At 65.2% G+C, this 18,753-nt stretch carries 10 protein-coding genes; 5 read left to right on the top strand and 5 right to left on the bottom strand.

Going from position 1 to position 18,753, the window contains the following annotated elements:
- The first annotated feature begins 137 nt into the window (after positions 1-137).
- On the top strand, positions 138-2,849 hold the full coding sequence (gene mutS / locus HQ394_RS10045; RefSeq protein ID WP_190260143.1) for a DNA mismatch repair protein MutS: 2,712 nt from the start codon (positions 138-140) through the stop codon (positions 2,847-2,849).
- Between the two features lie 45 nt (positions 2,850-2,894).
- Here mutS and HQ394_RS10040 read toward each other — a convergent pair whose 3' ends face one another.
- From HQ394_RS10040 to dprA, 4 genes are all read right to left on the bottom strand, one after another.
- The gene (locus HQ394_RS10040) at positions 2,895-3,881 is read right to left on the bottom strand and encodes a sialidase family protein (protein WP_190260142.1); all 987 of its coding nucleotides are present in this window, start codon (positions 3,879-3,881) and stop codon (positions 2,895-2,897) included.
- Between the two features lie 14 nt (positions 3,882-3,895).
- Complete coding sequence (gene rnr / locus HQ394_RS10035) at positions 3,896-6,142, bottom strand: ribonuclease R (RefSeq protein ID WP_190260141.1); 2,247 nt, start codon at positions 6,140-6,142, stop codon at positions 3,896-3,898.
- A gap of 58 nt (positions 6,143-6,200) precedes the next feature.
- Complete coding sequence (gene topA, locus HQ394_RS10030) at positions 6,201-8,996, bottom strand: type I DNA topoisomerase (protein WP_190260140.1); 2,796 nt, start codon at positions 8,994-8,996, stop codon at positions 6,201-6,203.
- A 4-nt stretch (positions 8,997-9,000) separates the two neighbouring features.
- A complete protein-coding gene (gene dprA / locus HQ394_RS10025) occupies positions 9,001-10,167 on the bottom strand; it encodes a DNA-processing protein DprA (protein ID WP_190260139.1) in 1,167 nt (388 codons plus the stop codon).
- 265 nt (positions 10,168-10,432) lie between these two features.
- Between dprA and HQ394_RS10020 the strand changes: the two genes are divergently transcribed.
- From HQ394_RS10020 to HQ394_RS10005, 4 genes are all read left to right on the top strand, one after another.
- A complete protein-coding gene (locus HQ394_RS10020; protein WP_223291489.1) occupies positions 10,433-13,108 on the top strand; it encodes an MGH1-like glycoside hydrolase domain-containing protein in 2,676 nt (891 codons plus the stop codon).
- Positions 13,109-13,164: 56 nt separating this feature from the next.
- Positions 13,165-14,016, top strand: coding sequence for an SDR family oxidoreductase (locus tag HQ394_RS10015; protein WP_223291488.1), 852 nt, complete (start codon positions 13,165-13,167; stop codon positions 14,014-14,016).
- A 76-nt stretch (positions 14,017-14,092) separates the two neighbouring features.
- Complete coding sequence (locus tag HQ394_RS10010; protein ID WP_190260138.1) at positions 14,093-15,529, top strand: FAD-dependent oxidoreductase; 1,437 nt, start codon at positions 14,093-14,095, stop codon at positions 15,527-15,529.
- A 14-nt stretch (positions 15,530-15,543) separates the two neighbouring features.
- On the top strand, positions 15,544-16,248 hold the full coding sequence (locus HQ394_RS10005) for a glutathione binding-like protein (RefSeq protein WP_190260137.1): 705 nt from the start codon (positions 15,544-15,546) through the stop codon (positions 16,246-16,248).
- A 124-nt stretch (positions 16,249-16,372) separates the two neighbouring features.
- Here HQ394_RS10005 and HQ394_RS10000 read toward each other — a convergent pair whose 3' ends face one another.
- Positions 16,373-18,463 (bottom strand): extracellular catalytic domain type 1 short-chain-length polyhydroxyalkanoate depolymerase, encoded by a 2,091-nt coding sequence (locus HQ394_RS10000; RefSeq protein ID WP_456151580.1) that lies wholly within the window; start codon positions 18,461-18,463, stop codon positions 16,373-16,375.
- Positions 18,464-18,753: the final 290 nt, after the last annotated feature.

The raw sequence follows: 18,753 nt of genomic DNA, 5'->3' as shown, positions 1-18,753 counted from the left end.
TACACTCGCCAACTTCATTTTCGCACGGAGCGCCGCTGCTTGCGAGACCAACCGGAGCCGATGGCCGAGACCGAAGACGGCGCCGCCGATGCGGCTGGCCGCGACGCAGCCGCCCCCCGTCCCCTGCGACGCCGGTGATGGCTCAGTATTGGGCGGTGAAAGAGCAATACCCCGATGCGCTGCTGTTCTTTCGTATGGGCGATTTCTTCGAGCTGTTTTTCGATGATGCGGTGAAGGCGGCGGCGGCGCTCGATATCGCCCTCACCCATCGCGGCAAGCACCAGGGCAGTGACATCCCCATGTGTGGCGTCCCGGTGCACANNGCCACGAGCTATCTCGCCCGGCTGATCCGCCAGGGCTTCCGGGTGGCGATCTGCGAGCAGTTGGAGCAGCCGGCAGAAGCGCGCAAGCGCGGCGCCAAGGCGGTGGTGCAGCGGGATGTGGTCCGTGTGGTCACCCCCGGTACCCTTACCGAGGACACTCTGCTTGATGCTCGCGCCGCCAACCACCTCGTTGCCCTGGCAGAGGTGGGCTGCGTGATCGGCGTCGCCGCAGTGGACATCTCGACCGGTGCGTTCCAGACAGAGACGACGACGCCGGTAGCGCTTGCCTCCACCCTCGCACGGCTTGATCCGCGTGAGGTGCTGGCAGTGGATACGCTCGCCGCTCGCCCGGATCTGCGGCCGATCCTTGCGCCCTGGCAGACCTGCCTGACACTGCTGCCGGCGGCCCGTTTCGACAGCCTCGCCGGTGAGCGCCGACTGAAGGCGCTGTTTCGCGTCGGCAGTCTCGCCGCTTTCGGCGATTTCGCCCGCGCCGAAGTTGCCGCCGCCGGCGCAGTGCTCGATTACGTCGAACTCACGCAGAAAGGGCGAATGCCCCAGCTTGCCCCGCCCCGGCGTCTTGCCGATGGCGGGGTGATGCAGATCGATGCTGCCACCCGCCGCAACCTCGAATTAATGCAGACGCTGGACGGCGCGCGCAAGGGCAGCCTTCTCGACCGCATCGACCACACCTTAACCGGCCTCGGGGCACGGCTTCTCGCCGGCTGGCTCGCAGCACCGCTGACCGATCCTGTGGCCATTGCCCGGCGCCTCGATGCGGTCGAAGCCCTGGTCGAGGACGAAGGCCTGCGCAGCGGGCTGCGCACGCAGCTTCGGCGCTGCCCGGATCTGGAGCGGGCAATCTCCCGCCTTGCCCTCGGGCGCGGCGGTCCGCGCGACCTCGCGGCGGTGCGCGACGCGCTCGCGGCAGCTGCGGAGTTGCGCCGGCTGCTCGCCGGGCGTGCGCCACCTCNNTCCCCGCCGCTGGCGGCTGTTCTCGTTGACGCGTCTGCCGATCTCGGTGAGCACGCACCGCTGATGCTGCAGCTTGCCGCCGCCCTGATCGTGGCCCCGCCGGCGATCAGCCGCGACGGCCAGTTCATCGTTGCTGGCTTCAATCCGACGCTCGACGAACTGCGGACACTGCGCGACCACAGCCGCCGTTTGGTCCTCGATCTGGAAGCCCGCTACATCGACGAGACGGGCATTGCCCAGTTGAAGATCCGCCACAACAACCTTCTCGGCTACTACGTCGAGGTGCCGGCGAAACAGGCGGAGCGGGTGCCGGCCGGGGCCGCGGGTCCGTTTCTGCCCCGGCAATCGATGGCGAACGCGACGCGTTACACCACCGTCGAACTCGCTGACCTGGAGCGGCGCATCGCCCGCGCTGCCGACGAAGCCCTGGCCCTCGAACTCACCCTCTTCCAGCAGCTGACCGACTCGGTTCTGGCGGAGGGTGCGGCCCTCGCCCGTACTGCAGCAGCGATCGCCCGCATTGACGTTGCCGCCGGTCTGGCCGAGCTGGCAACTGCCGGTCGTTACGTCCGACCGCAGGTGGACAACAGCCGTGAGTTTCAGGTGACGGCGGGCAGGCATCCGGTGGTGGAGGTGGTACTGGCGGCGAGCGATGGCGGCGCTTTCGTTGCCAATGACTGTGCGTTGACGGCCGGCCAGCGGTTATGGCTGCTCACCGGCCCCAACATGGCCGGCAAGAGTACCTTCCTGCGCCAGAATGCGCTGATCGTCGTTCTCGCCCAGGTTGGCTCCTTCGTTCCGGCCGAGGCAGCGCGGATCGGCGTTGTCGATCGGTTGTTTTCCCGCGTCGGCGCCGCCGATGATCTTGCCCGCGGCCGTTCCACCTTCATGGTGGAGATGGTGGAGACGGCGATCATCCTTCGCGACGCCGGTCAGCACTCCTTTGTCATCCTTGATGAGGTGGGTCGAGGCACCGCCACCTTCGATGGCCTGTCCATCGCCTGGGCGGTTGTTGAACACCTGCACGACGCCAACCGCTGCCGCGGTCTGCTCGCCACCCATTATCATGAACTGACCGCACTGGCCGCCCGGCTCGACGACCTTGCCTGTCATGCCATGCGCACCAAGGAATGGCGCGGTGATGTGGTCTTCCTGCATGAGGTGGCGCCGGGCGCCGCAGACCGCTCCTATGGCGTACACGTGGCACGCCTCGCCGGGTTGCCAGCGGCGGTTGTTGTGCGCGCCGAGGAGATCTTGCATACGCTGGAGAAGGGCGAACAGACCTCCGACCTGACGCGGCTCGCCTGTGATCTGCCGCTGTTCGCCGCGGCGGTGGTGCGCCCGCCGCCGCCGCCAGCCTTCCCGCTGCCTGCCCCGGCCTCACCAGTGCTGGAAGCGCTGGCGACGATCGATCCCGATGCGCTCACCCCACGCGAAGCGCTCGACGCCCTTTATCGGCTCAGGGAATTGCAGGCAGAGGTCCAACCCACACCGCCCGCATCTTCGGCAAAAGTGGCGTTGACTGCGCGACCTCCGTTGCGTCGGCGCTGAGCTGGCGCTTGGTTGTGCCGGGTGTCCGGTTCCAGCCGCTGCCGTTTACGGCCAGCCGCGAAATCCTTCCGGCCAGTGGTATTCGTCGAAAGGCACCGGCTGCAGCGCCGCAGGATCAAGCGCCACGTGGCGGATACGGCGTCGGTTCCAGGTCCAAGTGGCGTGGACCGTGCCGTCGCCGGCCTGAATGATTGCCGGGTAGGAGAACTCACCCGGCTCGTCTTCCAGCACCAGCGCCGCCTGCCATTCGCTGCCATCGGCGGAGACAATCAGGTTGAGCGGCGACCGGCCGACTTGGGTGTGGTTGTAGATGAGCAGGAAACGGCCATCGCGGAGGCCGACGGCATCGATGCCGCTGTCCGGGTTCGGCAGGTGCGTCGCCACGAGTGGCGTCCAGTGATGGCCGTCGTCTTCCGACCAGCACTCGGCAAGGACGCCCTGCCGGGTGCGACACAAGAGCTGTAGCCGGCCGCCCGGGTGGGCAAGCAGCGTCGGTTGAATGGCAAAGAAGGCGCGGCCGTCGTTGAGCGGCCGGCCGCGGTGCCAGCTGGCGCCACCGTCCTCCGAGCGTTCCACGTGGATGCGCCAGCGATTGCGCTCGCAGCTGGAGGGGCANAGCAGGGCGCCGCCCGGCGAATGGATCGGCTTGTTCTTGATCGGACCGAGGATGCCGCGGGCCAGGCGCTCGGGTGGCGACCAGGTGAGGCCGTGGTTGTCGGAGGTGATCCGCATCCCCCACCAGCGGCTGGGCGTGGGGCCAACCTTGTAGAACAGCATCAGCGGGCCTGTCGGCGGCTGGTATAGTACCGGATTCCAGCACGGATGGCGGCGGAACTTGACGCTACCGACGGCTACCCGAACCGGCTCGCTCCAGGTCTGGCGTTCGCGCCGACACACCCAGATGCCCACGTCGCTGGCGCCCTCGCGGCTGCCGGCAAAGAAGGCGACAACAAGCACGCCGCCGCTTTCTGCCACTGTGGAGGCATGGCAGGAGGGGAACGGTGCGGTGGTGAACAAATCCTTCGGCTGCATCAGCCGTCCTTTCGCTAGCGGCGACGCGAGGGCCGATGCGCAGGTCTGCCTGCCTTGCGATTGCCGGGACCGCCGCCGCGCGGCGGCCGCCGGGTCAGTCGCTTTACGCCCTCGCCGACGCCGCGGATTAGTTCGAACAGAATGCCGCCGGTGAGCGGACGCGCCTCGACGATCCGCGCGTCCACCGCATCACCGAGGCGAAAGGTTAGCCGGTGCTCGCGGCCGATCAACTGGTGGCCGCGTTCGTCGTGCTCGTAGTAGTCGTCGGGCAGGGTGGAGATCGGCACCAGGCCGTCGGCGCCGCTGTCGTCGAGGCTGACGAACAGGCCGAAACGAGTAACCCCGGTGATCCGCCCGCGCTGGATGGTGCCTACCTTCTCGGCGAGGAAGGACGCCGTGAACCGGTCGACGGCGTCGCGTTCTGCCGCCGTGGCGCGCCGCTCGGTGGCCGAAATATGCTCGCCAATGCGGGCAAGGTCCGCTGGCTCGGAGCCCAGACCGCCGTCACCCAGCCGCATCGCATCAATCAGCGCCCGATGGACAAGGAGATCGGCATAGCGGCGGATCGGTGAGGTGAAATGGCAGTAGCGACGCAGTGCCAGGCCGAAATGACCAATGTTATCTGGACTATAGCAGGCCTGTGCCTGCGAGCGCAGCACAACTTCATTGACCAGCCGCGCCTCGGCGGTGTCCGCAACCTTGGCGAGGATACGGTTGAAGTCGCGCGGCTGCACCATGCGGCCGGCCGGCATTGACAGCCCCAGGGTATCGAGAAAATCGCGCAGCGACTGCAGTTTGTCGACGGACGGCTGGTCGTGGATGCGGTACATGCACGGCTGGCGTTGCGCTTCCAGCGTCTCGGCGGCGGCGACGTTGGCGAGGATCATGAACTCCTCGATCAGCTTGTGACTGTCGAGCCGCTCCCGCACCTCGACGCCGCTGACGAGTCCGTCCGTACCGATCAACACCCGACGTTCCGGGACGTCGAGTTCAAGCACGCCACGCTTGGCCCGTGCCGCCGCCAACGCCGCGTAGGCCGAATATAACGGGGTCAGTACCGTATCTTTTAGCAGCGCCGTCATCTCGTCTGGTGCACCGTTGCGGGCGTGCTGCATCTGGCGGTAGGTCAGCCGCGCCGCCGAACGCATCAGCCCGCGGCTAAAGCGATGGCGACACNNAGGCTGACCTTCGCCGTCGATCCACAGGTGCGCGGCGAGACACGGCCGATCCTCCGCCGGATTGAGCGAACACCAGCCGTTCGACAGCTCATGCGGCAGCATCGGGACGACGCGGTCGGGGAAGTAGACGGAGTTGCCCCGCTCGAACGCGGCGCGGTCGAGCGGCGAGCCGGGACGGACGTACCAACCTACATCGGCGATGGCGACGATCAGGTGCCAGCCGCCGGTGTTCGCCGGATCATCGTCGGCCTCGGCCCACACGGCGTCGTCGAAATCGCGCGCATCTTCGCCGTCGATAGTGACCAGCGGCACGCCCCGCAGATCCTCGCGGTTGCCGAGCGGCGCCGGGCCGGCAGCAGTCGCCTGACGCAACGCCTCCTCGGAAAACTTCATCGGGATGTCGTGGTCGTGCAGCGTGATCAGCGTGATCGACTTCGCCCCTTTCACCGGGCCGAGGCGATCAACGATGCGGGCGTGTTTGAGACCGAGCGAACGGACGCTGCGAACTTCCGCCCACACCAATTCACCCGGCTCGGCGTCGCCCGCCTCGCCCGGCGGCACGATCAGTTCGTCGCGTGCCCGCTTGTCCACCGGGATGATGCGCCCCTGCTCACCGACGATGGTGTAGACGCCAAGGGCGCGCGGCGGCGCGGCGAGCAGACGGCGGATGATCCGCGCCTCGTAGGTGTTGGGACCGATCGGTGTCAGCCGTGCCAGGGCGCGTTCGCCCACTGCAAAGGCGCCGCGACCATGTTTGTCAGGGGAGACGTAAATCAGCGGCGGTGCTCCATCCTCCGCCCATTGCACCGGCCGGGCAATCGTTTCGCCGTCGGTATCGGTGCCGGAAATGGCGATGACAGTGACACTCGGCAGCTGCCCCAATTCGCCGTAGCGGCGGCCGCGGTGCCGGCTCAGGCTGCCGTCCGTCTCCAGTTCCCTCAGCACCTGCTTCAACTGGGTGCGCTGGTCACCGCTGAGATGGAAGGCGCGGGCGATCTCCCGTTTACCGACGCGCGCTTCGCTGTTTCGAATGAAGTCGAGGATCTGCTCGCGCGTGGGAAATGGGACAGGCTTGGCGTTCATCGCCAGCCAGTCTCCGCTGGGCCGTGAGTGCAGTGGTCGTCAAACGCGAGGATATAGCTCAAGCGCCGCCGGCCTTGCGTCGTCGAGTCGGCTTCGGCGGCGCCTCGGTGGTGGCGGCGGCGTCCGCTGCCGCAGCCGGTTTTGCCGCGGCGGCTCGCTTGCGACGCGTTGCCGGCTTCGCCTCGGCAACCGATGCCTCGCCGGCATCCTCCGCGGCATCTTTGACGGCGCCCTTGGCGGCTTTCAGCTTTTTCACCCCCTTGGCAGGCTTTGCCGCCTTGCCGGTCGGCCCAGCCTTTGCCGCCTTGGCGGCGAGCAGTTCAATGGCAGCCTCAAGCGTCAGCGTCGGCTCGTCGAGCGACGCGGGGATGGTGGCGCGCGTTGCGCCGTGCTCAACATACGCGCCGTAACGGCCGGGCCGCAGCCGCACCGGCTTGTCGTCGTCGGGATGATTGCCGAGCACCCGGCCCGGTTTCTTGCCGGTCGCTGCCTTTGCAAGCAGGTCGACGGCGCGATTGAGGCCGATGGACAGCACGTCGTCGTCGCCCTTCAGTGAGACGTAGACGTCGCCCATCTTCAGGTAAGGGCCGAAGCGACCGAGGCCGGCCATGATCGCGTCGCCCGTTTCCGGGTGGAGGCCCAGCTGGCGCGGCAACGACAACAATCCCACCGCCTGATCGAGATTGATCGCTTGCGGATCGACGCCGCGTGGGAGTGCGGCCCGTTTCGGCTTCGTCTTCGTCTTGGTATCGGCGGCGTCGCCGCTGCCGTTGTCGCCGAGCTGCACGTAATAACCGTAGGGTCCCTTGCGTAGCATGACCGGCAGCCTCGTCGCCGGATCCTCGCCCAGCGTCCGGCCGCCATTACCGGCGACCGCCTGCTCCGCCTCGGCTTCGTCGCCGGTGACCGGCACCAGGGGCCGGGTGTAGCGGCAGTTGGGATAGTTGGAGCAGCCGATGAACGCGCCGAACTTGCCAAGCTTCAGGCTGAGGCGGCCGTCGGCGCACCCCGGACAGGCACGCGGGTCGCGGCCACTTTCCCCCTCGCGGAAGAAGTGGGGACCGAGGAGCATGTCGAGGGCGTCCAGGACCTCCTTGATCCTGAGGCCCTTGGTGCCGTCGACGGTAGCGCTGAAATCCTCCCAGAAAGCGCTCAGCACCTCTTTCCAGTCGATCCGACCACCGGAGATGTCGTCGAGCTTCTCCTCCATCTCGGCGGTGAACCCGTAGGCGACGTAGCGCTCGAAGAAGCTGGTAAGGAAGCTGGTGACCAGCCGACCGCGGTCCTCGGGCAGGAAACGCGACTTCTCGAGGCGCACGTACTTGCGTTCCTGCAGCACCGAGATGATCGAGGCGTAGGTGGAAGGCCGGCCGATGCCCAGTTCCTCCAGCCGTTTGACCAGACTGGCCTCGGTATAGCGCGGCGGCGGCTGGGTAAAATGCTGGTCCGGGGTGATGGCGTCGGTCGTCACCGGCGTGTCTGGCATGAGATCGGGCAAGATCCGCTCGGCGTCATCGGCGGCTGGGGTCTCCCCGTTTTGGCCTTGCTGNTCGGGTTCCGGATCGTCACGGCCCTCGCGGTAGACGCGCAGAAAGCCAGGAAAGGCGACGATGGAGCCGGTGGCGCGGAAGATGATCTGACCATCGTCGGCGACCACGTCGGCCGCTGTCTGGTCGATGAGGGCAGACGCCATCTGACAGGCGAGCGTCCGCCGCCAGATTAGTTTGTAGAGCTTCAGTTGATCTGGGTCGAGATAGGGCTTGATATCATCCGGACGACGACGAAGGTCGGTGGGGCGGATCGCCTCGTGCGCCTCCTGCGCGTTCTTCACCTTACTCTTATAGAATCGCGGCTTCTCTGGCAGGAAGGTATCGCCGAAGTCTGCGGCAATGACCTCGCGGCAGGCGGTGACGGCATCGGCCGCCATCTGCACCCCATCGGTTCGCATATAGGTGATCAGGCCCACTGTCTCACCGCCGACGCTGACACCTTCATAAAGCTTCTGCGCGATGCGCATCGTCTTCGCTGCAGCGAACCCCAGTTTGCGTGCGGCTTCCTGCTGCAAGGTGGAGGTGATGAAGGGCGGCGCCGGATTGCGCTTCGTCGTTTTGCGCTCGACCTTGCCGATGCGATAGCTGCGGTCGAGCGCCGCCGCGACCGCAGCGTCGGCCGCTGCCTGATTTGGGAGGTCAAACTTATCGAGCTTGGTGCCGCGCAGATGCGTCATCGTCGCGGTAAAGGTCTCGCCCGCCTCGGTGCGGAAGGTGCCTTCGATACTCCAGTATTCCTGGCTGCGGAAATCCTCGATCTCGGCTTCGCGCTCACAGATCAGTCGCAGCGCGACCGATTGCACCCGGCCGGCCGAGCGGCTGCCCGGTAGCTTGCGCCACAGCACCGGCGAGAGGGTAAAACCGACGAGATAGAGAGCACGTCGCGCCAGATAGGCGTCGACCAGCTCCTTGTTGAGATCGCGTGGATTGGCAAAGGCGTCGAGAACGGCGTTGCGGGTGATCTCATTAAAGACGACGCGCTTGATATCGATGCCGCCCAGCACCTTACGTTCGCCCAACACCTCGCGAACGTGCCAGGAAATCGCCTCACCTTCGCGATCGGGGTCGGTAGCAAGGTAAAGACGCTTAGCCCCCTTCAGCGCGTCGGCGATCGCCTTCAGATGCTTCTGCGCCCGCGGGTCAACCTCCCAGTCCATCTGAAAGTCAGCATCAGGCTTGACCGAACCGTCTTTCGCCGGCAGATCGCGCACGTGACCATAGCTCGCCAGAACGGCGAACTCAGGACCCAGATACTTGTTGATCGTCTTGGCCTTGGCCGGCGACTCGACGATGACGACGTTCATCCGCTCACCCCCGTGCGGAAGCGGCACCAATCCATGCTACCCGGTTGCCCGAATGACGCTCCAAACGGCCGGCCAATTCCCATTCGAGGAGAATGGTGGTGACCAGCGTCGGGGACAATTGGCAGCTACGGATGATTTCGTCAACGGCGACCGGTGACGGGGACAACGCCTCGGCGAGAATTTGCCGTGCCCGGTCGTCAGCGGACGTGGGGTCTGGCACCGCTGGCGCGAGCGGATACTGCTGCTCGAACGTCTCTGGCGAGGCACGAACCCGGGCCGACGGCAGCGGCTGTCGGCCGGTTAAAACGCGCAACACATCCTCGGCCGTCTCGGTGAGGGTAGCCCCCTGACGGATCAGGTCGTTGCTCCCCTGGGCGCGGGCGTCGAGCGGCGAACCGGGCACGGCGAACACTTCGCGCCCCTGTTCCAGTGCGTAACGGGTAGTGATCAGCGAGCCCGACTTCATCGCCGCCTCCACCACCAGCACCGCCTCGGCGAGGCCGGCGATGATCCGGTTGCGGCGGGGAAAATGCCGTGCCTGTGGCTGGGCACCGGGCGGCAGTTCTGCCACCACCGCACCCTGGCGGCGGATCGAATCGTAAAGTGCAGCGTGCTCCTGCGGATAGATGATGTCGATGCCACCGGCGACGACGGCGACGGTACCGCTGGCGATCGCACCGGCGTGGGCGGCGCCATCGATGCCGCGGGCAAGGCCGGAGACGATGACGAAACCGGCTTCACCCAGATCGGCCGCGAGGCGCGCGGCCAAGCGGCGGCCGTTGACCGATGCGTTGCGGCTGCCAACGATGGCGATGCTGCGACGGGCGAACAACGCCCCGTCGCCGATCACGCTCAGTGTCGGCGGTGCATCGTCGATGGCGGCGAGGCGGGCCGGATAGTCGCGGTCGCCCCAGACCAGCAGCCGCCCACCCAGGCGTGCGAGTGCCGCCAACTCGGCCGCCGCCTCGGCGTCGCTGGTCAGGCGGATCGCTTGCTTGCTGCCGCCCGCCGCTGCCAGCTCCGGCAGCACCGCCAGTGCGCGGGTTGCCGAGCGGTAGCGATCGATCAGCCGCCGCCAGGTCACCGGACCGACGTTCTCGCTGCGAATCAGCCGCAGCCGGTCGAGGCGTTCGCGGTCGGACAGGGCGGCCGGGATGTCCCGTTGTGTCATGCTGCAGCGTAATCCATGCACAAGGCGGCAATCCAGCCCTTTTGGGGTATTGAAGGCATAGAAGTCCTCGAATGGGGTGTCCGCGCTGGCTATAACGCACGACGCGGCGGGGTCAGGGCGATGGAGTTCTTTAGCTGCATCCGTCGGGCGTTGGTGTTCGTCGGCAGTCCGGCTATGCTGCTGTGATCAGGGTGTTCGGGCAACTTCGGCAGCTGCCCTCGGCGGGCGGTCACGCAGTAGGGACTCGTATGCGGCGGGGAAACAGATGGCGGACCCAGTGCGTGTAGACCCCGAGCGGCTGCGGCTGCAGGCGGCCGATGCCGGCGGCACCGATTGGCGGCGGTGGGGCACCTACGTCAGCGAGCGTCAGTGGGGTACGGTTCGCGAGGATTACAGCGAGGGCGGCGACGCCTGGGACTATCTGACGCATGATCAGGCGCGTTCGCGCGCCTACCGTTGGGGCGAGGATGGCATCGGCGGCTTCTGCGACGATCGCNAGATTCTTTGCCTCAGCGTCGCGCTGTGGAACGGCAAGGATCCGATCCTCAAGGAGCGGTTGTTCGGCCTCACCAATCAGCAGGGCAACCACGGTGAGGACGTAAAGGAATACTATTATTATCTCGACGCAACACCGACCCACTCCTACGCCAGGATGCTCTACAAGTATCCCCAGGCTGCCTTCCCTTACAATCGGCTGATCCGCGCCAACGCCCGCCGCGGCAAGCTCGATCCGGAGTTCGAGCTGATCGAAACCGGTGTCTTTGACGAGGACCGCTACTTCGACGTGGAGATCGAATACGCTAAGGCCGACGTCAACGACATCGCTCTCAGAATAGCCGTTACCAATCGTGGCCCGGAGACAGCGACACTACATGTCCTGCCGCAAGCCTGCTTCNCCAACACCTGGACGTGGGGCCTGAACGGCAGGAAGCCGTCGATCACTGATGCCGGCACCGACGCCAGCAAAAACAGTGCGGCGCGGATTGCCCACGATCGGCTGGGGGCGTTTACCATTCACTGGCAGACGCCGCAGACCGTGCTTTATTGCGACAACGAGACCAACGCCCGTCGATTATATGGCGTTACCGACGCACCGGGCTTCTTCAAGGATGGGTTCGACGATTACGTCGTCCATGGCAACCAGGCGGCGGTCAACCCGGCCAACAGCGGCACCAAGGTGGCGGGACTTTACCAGCTGGACATCNCCGCCGGGGGCAGCGCTACTGTACGCGTCCGTCTGATGCCGGGCGAGCCCGCCGCCAACGCCTTTGCCGACTTCGATGCCATTATTGCCGCCCGCCGCAGCGACGCGGACGCGTTTTACGCCGGCTTGCAGCAGCACATTGCCGATGCCGACCAGCGCCTCGTCCAGCGCCAGGCGTTCGCCGGCATGCTGNTGAGCAAACAGTTCTACTTCTACGACGTGCCCCGCTGGCTCGACGGCGATTCTGGCGAACCGGCGCCACCGGCCAGCCGATGCAGTGGACGCAACTACGACTGGCGGCATGTGGACGCGCACGATGTCATCTCGATGCCGGACAAGTGGGAGTATCCCTGGTTTGCCGCCTGGGACAGCGCCTTCCACTGCGTCACCCTGGCGCGGATCGACCTGCGCTACGCCAAGGAGATGCTGCTGCTGTTCTGCCGCGAGTGGTACATGCATCCGAACGGTCAGATCCCGGCCTACGAATGGAACTTCAGCGACGTCAACCCGCCGGTACAGGCGTGGGCAGCCTGGGAAATGTATTCCTTCGAGCGTTCGCTCACCGGGACGGGCGAGATCGCCTTTCTCGAGCGGATGTTTCACAAGCTGCTGCTGAATTTCACCTGGTGGGTCAATCGCAAGGACCCGCGCGGCCGCAACGTCTTCCAGGGCGGCTTCCTTGGCCTCGACAACATCAGCGTTTTCGATCGTTCGGCGCCGCTGCCGACGNGGGGCTATCTAAATCAGGCGGACGGTACCGCCTGGATGGGCATGTACTGCCTCAACATGCTGCGCATCGCCATCGAACTGGCGCTGCACAATCCCGTCTACGAGGACATTGCCAGCAAGTTCTTCGAGCATTTCCTCGCCATCGCCGCGTCCATGACCAACATCGGCGGCAAGGGCGTCGGCCTGTGGGACGAACAGGAGGAGAGCTATTGCGACATGCTGATGATGCCCGATGGCAGCGCCACGCCGTTGCGGCTGCATTCGGCCGTCAGTTTCATCCTCCTCTTTGCGGTCGAAGTCCTCGACGATGAGCTTCTGGCCCGTCTGCCGGCATTCAGCGCCAGGATGACGTGGTATCTCCACCACAAGCCCGATCTGGCGAAGCTGGTTTCCTACTGGCAGCGGCCGGGAAGCGAGAACCGCCGGCTGCTGTCGATCGCCCGCGCCTTCAGGATGAAGAAGACCNTGCAGCGCGTCCTCGACGAGGGCGCCTTTCTCTCGCCCTACGGTATCCGCGCTCTTTCGCGCGAACACCTTGACCAACCTTACGTCTTCAACTGTCACGGGCGGCGGTATGAGGTGAAATACCTGCCGGCTGAATCCGACAGCGGCCTTTTTGGCGGCAATTCCAACTGGCGGGGACCGATCTGGATGCCGGTCAATTACCTGCTGGTGGCAAGTCTGCGCCGGTTCCATAGCTTCTATGGCGACGACTTCAAAGTTGAGTGCCCGACGGGCTCCGGGGTGATGATGACGCTGGCGGAAGTGGCAGACGAGATTGCCCGACGCCTGTGTCGGATCTTCCTCGCCGATGCCGACGGCAAGCGTCCGGTGCTCGGTCAGTACGAACGGATTGCCAGCGATCCACATTTCCGCGATCACATCCTGTTTCACGAATATTTTCATGGTGATATTGGCCGTGGCGTCGGCGCTTCGCACCAGACGGGTTGGAGCGGCTTGGTTGCCAATCTGATCGACGAACTCAATCGGCCGCCGGCGAGCCCGTAGACCTTACGTCATTCCCCGACTAAAACGTTTGGACTTCAACTCTGGGAGGGCATTCCGTGACTGACGCACCCGCGTTTAACGACGAATTGCCGAATTATAAGGCCTGTCCAAAGATGCTCGCCGGGCAAAAAGCTCTGGTGACTGGCGCCAATTCCGGTATTGGCCGCGCCGTGGCGATCAATCTCGCCCGCGCCGGCGCCGATGTGATCGTCAACTACGTCGCCGGCGATGATGCCGCAAAGGAGGTGGTGCAGGCGATCGAGGCGGAAGGCCGCAAGAGCCTCGCCATTCTGGCCGACGTCGCCAATGAGCTCCAGGTGGCGGAGATGTTCAAGCAGGCGGTCGCCGCCTTCGGAACCCTCGACATCCTCGTCGCCAACGCCGGACTGCAGCGCGACTCCGGTTTCGTTGACATGTCGCTCGCCCAGTGGAACACCGTACTCAACGTCAACCTGACCGGCCAGTTTCTCTGCATCCGCGAGGCGGTGCGCGAGTTCCTTCGCCGGCCGATCCGTCAGGAGGTCTCGGTCGCCCGCGGCAAGATTATTTGCATGAGCTCGGTGCACGAGGTGATCCCCTGGGGTGGTCACGTCAACTATGCTACCTCGAAGGGTGGCATCAACATGATGATGAAGAGCCTCGCCCAGGAACTGGCGCCGCACCGTATTCGCGTCAACTCGATCGGGCCAGGCGCCATCCGTACGCCGATCAACACCGAGGCTTGGAGCACTCCAGAGGCTTATGCCTCGCTGATGGAATTGGTACCGTACAAGCGGATCGGTGAGCCGGACGATATCGGTCACGTGGCGGTGTTTCTCGCGTCCGACATGGCTGACTATATCAACGGCACGACGATCTTCGTCGACGGCGGCATGACCTGCTATCCGGGCTTTGCCACTGGCGGATGAGGTCGTGCCGGCGTCGACGCGGCTCGGCGCGCGCAAGGGAGCAGCGGCAAACAATCAGTCTGGATGAGGTCCGGGGATGCCTGAAGGATTCGACGTCATTGTGGTCGGTTCGGGGGCGGGCGGAGCCGCCGCGGCCTATAAGCTGGTCAAGAGCGGCAAGCGAGTTGTCCTGATCGAGAAAGGCGGCCGGCTACCGCGTGACTGTTCGACCATTTCCACCCGTGAGGTCTTCAAACTTGGTCGCTACGCCAACAAGGTGGAATGGCGCGACGGTCGCGGCCGCGGCTTCGTGCCCAACGGCGAGCATTACAACGTCGGCGGCAAGACCAAATGGTATGGGGCGGCCTTATTGCGCTTCGCCGAGCATGAGTTTCGCGGCGACCCGCTGCACCAATGCCTCGGCTGGCCGTTCGGTCTCAGCGAGCTGCTGCCGTATTACACTGAGGCCGAGAGACTGCTGCACGTAAGCACCTTTCCGAATGAACCGGAACTGCAGAAGGTGATCGACACTATCGTTGCTGCCGATCCGAGCTGGCATCCGGCGGCGCTGCCGCTTGGGCTGAAGCCGGAGATCCTGCAAGACCCCGAGGAAGCGAAGCACTTCGACGGTTATGCCTCGCCGATGGGCTACAAGGGGGAAGCGGAGCAGGATCTGATCATGCCGATCGAGAACCAGCCTAATTTCCGCCTTGTTATCGATAACGAAGTGGTCGGCCTCACCCATGTGCCCGGCACGCCGGAGGTGGTCACCGGCGTCGTCTGCGCCGACGCCTCTGTTTACAGCGCCCCGGTGGTGGTTGTCGCTTGTGGGGCGATGAGTTCGCCGCGGTTGCTCCATGACTACCTGGTGCGTACCGGCCTCGACCGGGTACTGCCCGGCGCCGACTTGGTGGGTCGCAATTTCAAGATGCACATCAACAGCGCCCTGGTCGTTTTTTCCACCGGCAAGAACAGCGATCTTCTGCGCAAGACGGCGATCTTCACCAACGAACAGTATCCTCATTCGACGCTGCAGTGCCTTGGCTGGCTCGACGGCGAGATTCTGGCGACGCAACTACCAAGCTTTATTCCGCAACTGGTCAGCGACACGTTGGGCGCCCGCGCCCTCGGTTTCTTCGTTACCACCGAAGACGGCTCGCACCCGGATAACCGGGTGATCGCCAATCCGGGCGGTGCGCCAACCCTTGATTATGAACTCGACCGGATAATGCCGGCGAAGGAACAGCACGAAGCGATCATCGAGGATTTCGCAGCCAAGCTGCGACGTGCCGGATTTAGCGGCACCGATCGCTGGTCCGGACTTGCCGGCACCGCGCATGCGCTGGGCACCCTGGTCACCGGCAGCGATCCGACGGCGAGCGTCGTCGACCCTAACGGCAAGGTGCATGGCATGGAGGGGCTCTACGTCGCCGATGGCAGCGTGCTGCCGCGGGCGAGCCGGGTCAATCCGGCGTTGAGCATCTACGCCTGGGGGCTACGGCTGGGGGTTCACCTCGCCGCTCGTGCGAACTGAGGACAGACCGATCGATGATTACTCTCTACTACTGGCCAACGCCCAACGGGCACAAGATCACCTTGTTCCTTGAGGAAGCCGGGTTGGACTACACGATTCAGCCGGTGAATATCGGCGCCGGCGAGCAGTTCCAGCCGGCATTTCTCGCCATCAGCCCCAACAACCGGATGCCGGCGATTGTCGATGACGCGCCGGCCGACGGTGGCGAGCCGATCTCGGTCTTCGAATCCGGGGCGATCCTCGTCTACCTCGCCGAAAAGACCGGCCAGTTCATGCCCGCCGATCTGCGTGGCGGCAAGACCGTGCTGGAGTGGTTGTTTTGGCAGATGGGCGGCCTCGGGCCGATGGCCGGGCAGAACCATCACTTCGTTCAGTATGCGCCGGAAAAGATCCCTTACGCCATGGAGCGCTACGTCAAGGAGACCAACCGGCTTTATGGCGTCCTTGACCGGCGCCTGGAGGGTCGTAGCTTTATTGCTGGAGACGCCTATTCCATCGCCGATATGGCGATCTATCCCTGGATCGTGCCCTGGAAGCGCCAGCAACAGGACCTCGATGCCTTTGCCAACCTGAGGCGGTGGTTCGAGGCGGTGCGCAATCGACCGGCGACAGAGCGAGCCTACGCCAAAGGTGAGCCCTGGATGGAACGGCCGACGGTGAACGACGACAGCCGGAAGATTCTGTTTGGCCAGACGGCAGACTCGCTGAGGCCGCGGTAGGCAAGCAGCATCCCATCGTAACCTTGCCGGTATATTGTGGCGAAGAAGAGGGAGCGTCTGGTAACAGACGCTCCCTCCCTTCTTTGACCCCGCTGGCGCAGGTGTTGTCTCTCGGGTGGGGCTTTTAGGCGTCCACGGTCGCGGCAGTCGCTGCCGCCTCGTGCAGGGTAATGTCGCGGATCCAGGCCTTCGCTGCCACCTCGGCGCCGACGTTGGCGTTGGCGGTGAGTTCGAAAGTAAGTGTGACCGTACGGTTGGCGAAGCAGGTGAGGTCGATTTCGCGCCGCTCGGTCCAGTCCGCTTCCTGGTAGTCCATCNNACCCACCGCGGACACCTCGTCGACCGCGACGCCCTCGACGAGGACGGTAAATGCAGCGGTGGTGGCCATATTGACGGCGGCGTTCAGGTCCAGGCGACGGCGATAGCTGAGGCGCGGCCGCCGCTCGAGGTTGAGTTGGCAGGCTAGTGTCCGCTTGACCGTGCCGGTGGTACCGTCAAGGCCTGAGGACGCATGGCCAAAGAGAATGGAGCCAGCGCCGGGGACGGCAGGGTCGGCGGCGAGCAGCGTCCAGCCGCTTCCCTCCAGGCCGGTGCCAGCGGGGCCGTCGCCATCCAAGGAGCTGCCTTCGGAGCGGACCTCCGTCGGCGGTGGGGTAATGTCGCGCACCGTCTTCAGCAGTCCCGCCGCCTCGAAGGACCTGGTCAGAATTGACGGGATGTCGAGCGGTGTGGCGGTACCGCTCTTAGCGCTGCCAGGACTGTCGGTGGGCGCTCCAGAGCGGTCGCGACTGAACAGTCCGGCTGCCGCCAGGGAGGTGCTGACGATCTGGGGAATGTCGATGCCAAGCGGCGCGCCAGTGTTGGTGGTTTCTGTCGTCCCGTCTCGCTTGCGTTTCAGCAGACCGGCGAGTTCGAAGGACTTGGTAATGATGCCATGCACGTCGACGCCAACGCCCGAGGCCTCATCGCCGGCGTTCCGGTCCCGATAGCGGTGAAGGCGCTCGCCGGCGCTGCGGCGTTCGTCACGTGCCTGGCCGCGGCTGTCGATGACGATGACATCCGTGGCGCTGGTCGAGCGCAGCGGCTCATCCACCGCAATCACCTCCGGCGTGACATCGACGGTAGGCCGCGCCGGGCGGCGTCGGGTGACGTTCTCCCGCCGGTTTTCGGTGATCCCCCAGAAGCGGGCGATGTGGTATGCTGATGAAATTCCCATGTCGTGAATGAAGGGGGCGGGGATGCCGCAGCCATCGTCGCCGTGTGGCATGATCGGTTGACCGTGCGACATGCCGTAGATGGTATAGGCCTCCACAAGCTCACGCCCCTCGGCATCACGCCATACCCGGCGGCGATGGCCGTCGACGCTTTCCTCGTGGGCGGGGTCGCTCGGCAGTCCGTGCACCGTTGTCCACTGCTTGAGGATTTCCTCCGCATTCAACGGCTTCACCGTGCTGTCGGCATCGCCGTGCCAGACCGATATCTTCGGCCACGGCCCGCTATGGCCTGAGGCACCTCGCACCCGTCCGGCCCATTCTTCTGACGGCAACCTGCGACCCTGGAAGATGACCTCGAAGGCATCCTGCAGCCCGGTTGCGGCGCGGTAGGGCGTGCCGGCGATCACGGCACCGCCAGCGAAGACCTCGGGATAGGTTGCCAGCATGACCGAGGTCATGGCCCCNCCAGCCGATAGGCCGGTGACGAAGACGCGCGCCGGATCGAAGCCGTGCATCAGCTCCATCTGTGCCACCATCTGCCGGATCGACGACGCCTCGCCAACGTCGCGGCTGGTGTCGTCGGGGCGAAACCAGTTGAAGCAGCGCAACGGATTGTTGCGTCGGCGCTGCTCCGGCAGCAGCACGGCAAAGCCGTAGCGATCGGCAAGTGTCGTCCAGCCCGTGCCGTCGTCGTAGGAGTGAGCGGTCTGGGTGCAGCCGTGCAGGACGACGACGAGGGGAGCTCCGGCGGGGAGGTCATTCGGCACGTAGGTGAGCATCCGCAGTTCACCCGGGTTGCTGCCGAAGTCGGCTATCTCGATGAGGTGGCTTGGTTCGGCTTCGATCCGATCGGTGACGGCGATCGCGTTCTTCGCCGCACCGAGGAAGGACTGCCAGGGCCGGCGGTGACGGCGCTGGCGGGCGAGTTCGGCAAGGTCGTTCAGTCTGTTGCCCAGGTCGATCACGGGGAACGTCCTTTCTTTGTTGGGTGCCGTCAGCATGCCGATGTGGATCAGCTTGGCGGCGGGAAGAAAAACGCTGTGGAACAGGCCGGGGTCGGCGTTGCCGCCACGCTCGGCATCGAGCCAGGCGGGCGGTGGTTCGCCGGAAACCGGCTCGTAGCGTTGGCTGAAGAGACGGCGACGACCGTCGGACCAACTGGCCAGTTGCAATGTCGCCGCCGGAAAGCCGCGGGCGATCCAGATGCCGAAGAGGGTGTCGGCAAGGAGGGCACGGGTTTCCAGATCGCGGGAGAGTTCGAGCAGTTGCGCCATCGCTTCGCCGAAGCAGG

The organism is Defluviicoccus vanus, from assembly GCF_014672695.1.
Classification (GTDB): domain Bacteria; phylum Pseudomonadota; class Alphaproteobacteria; order Rhodospirillales; family Defluviicoccaceae; genus Defluviicoccus; species Defluviicoccus vanus.
This window is presented reverse-complemented; position numbering and strand designations above follow the sequence as displayed.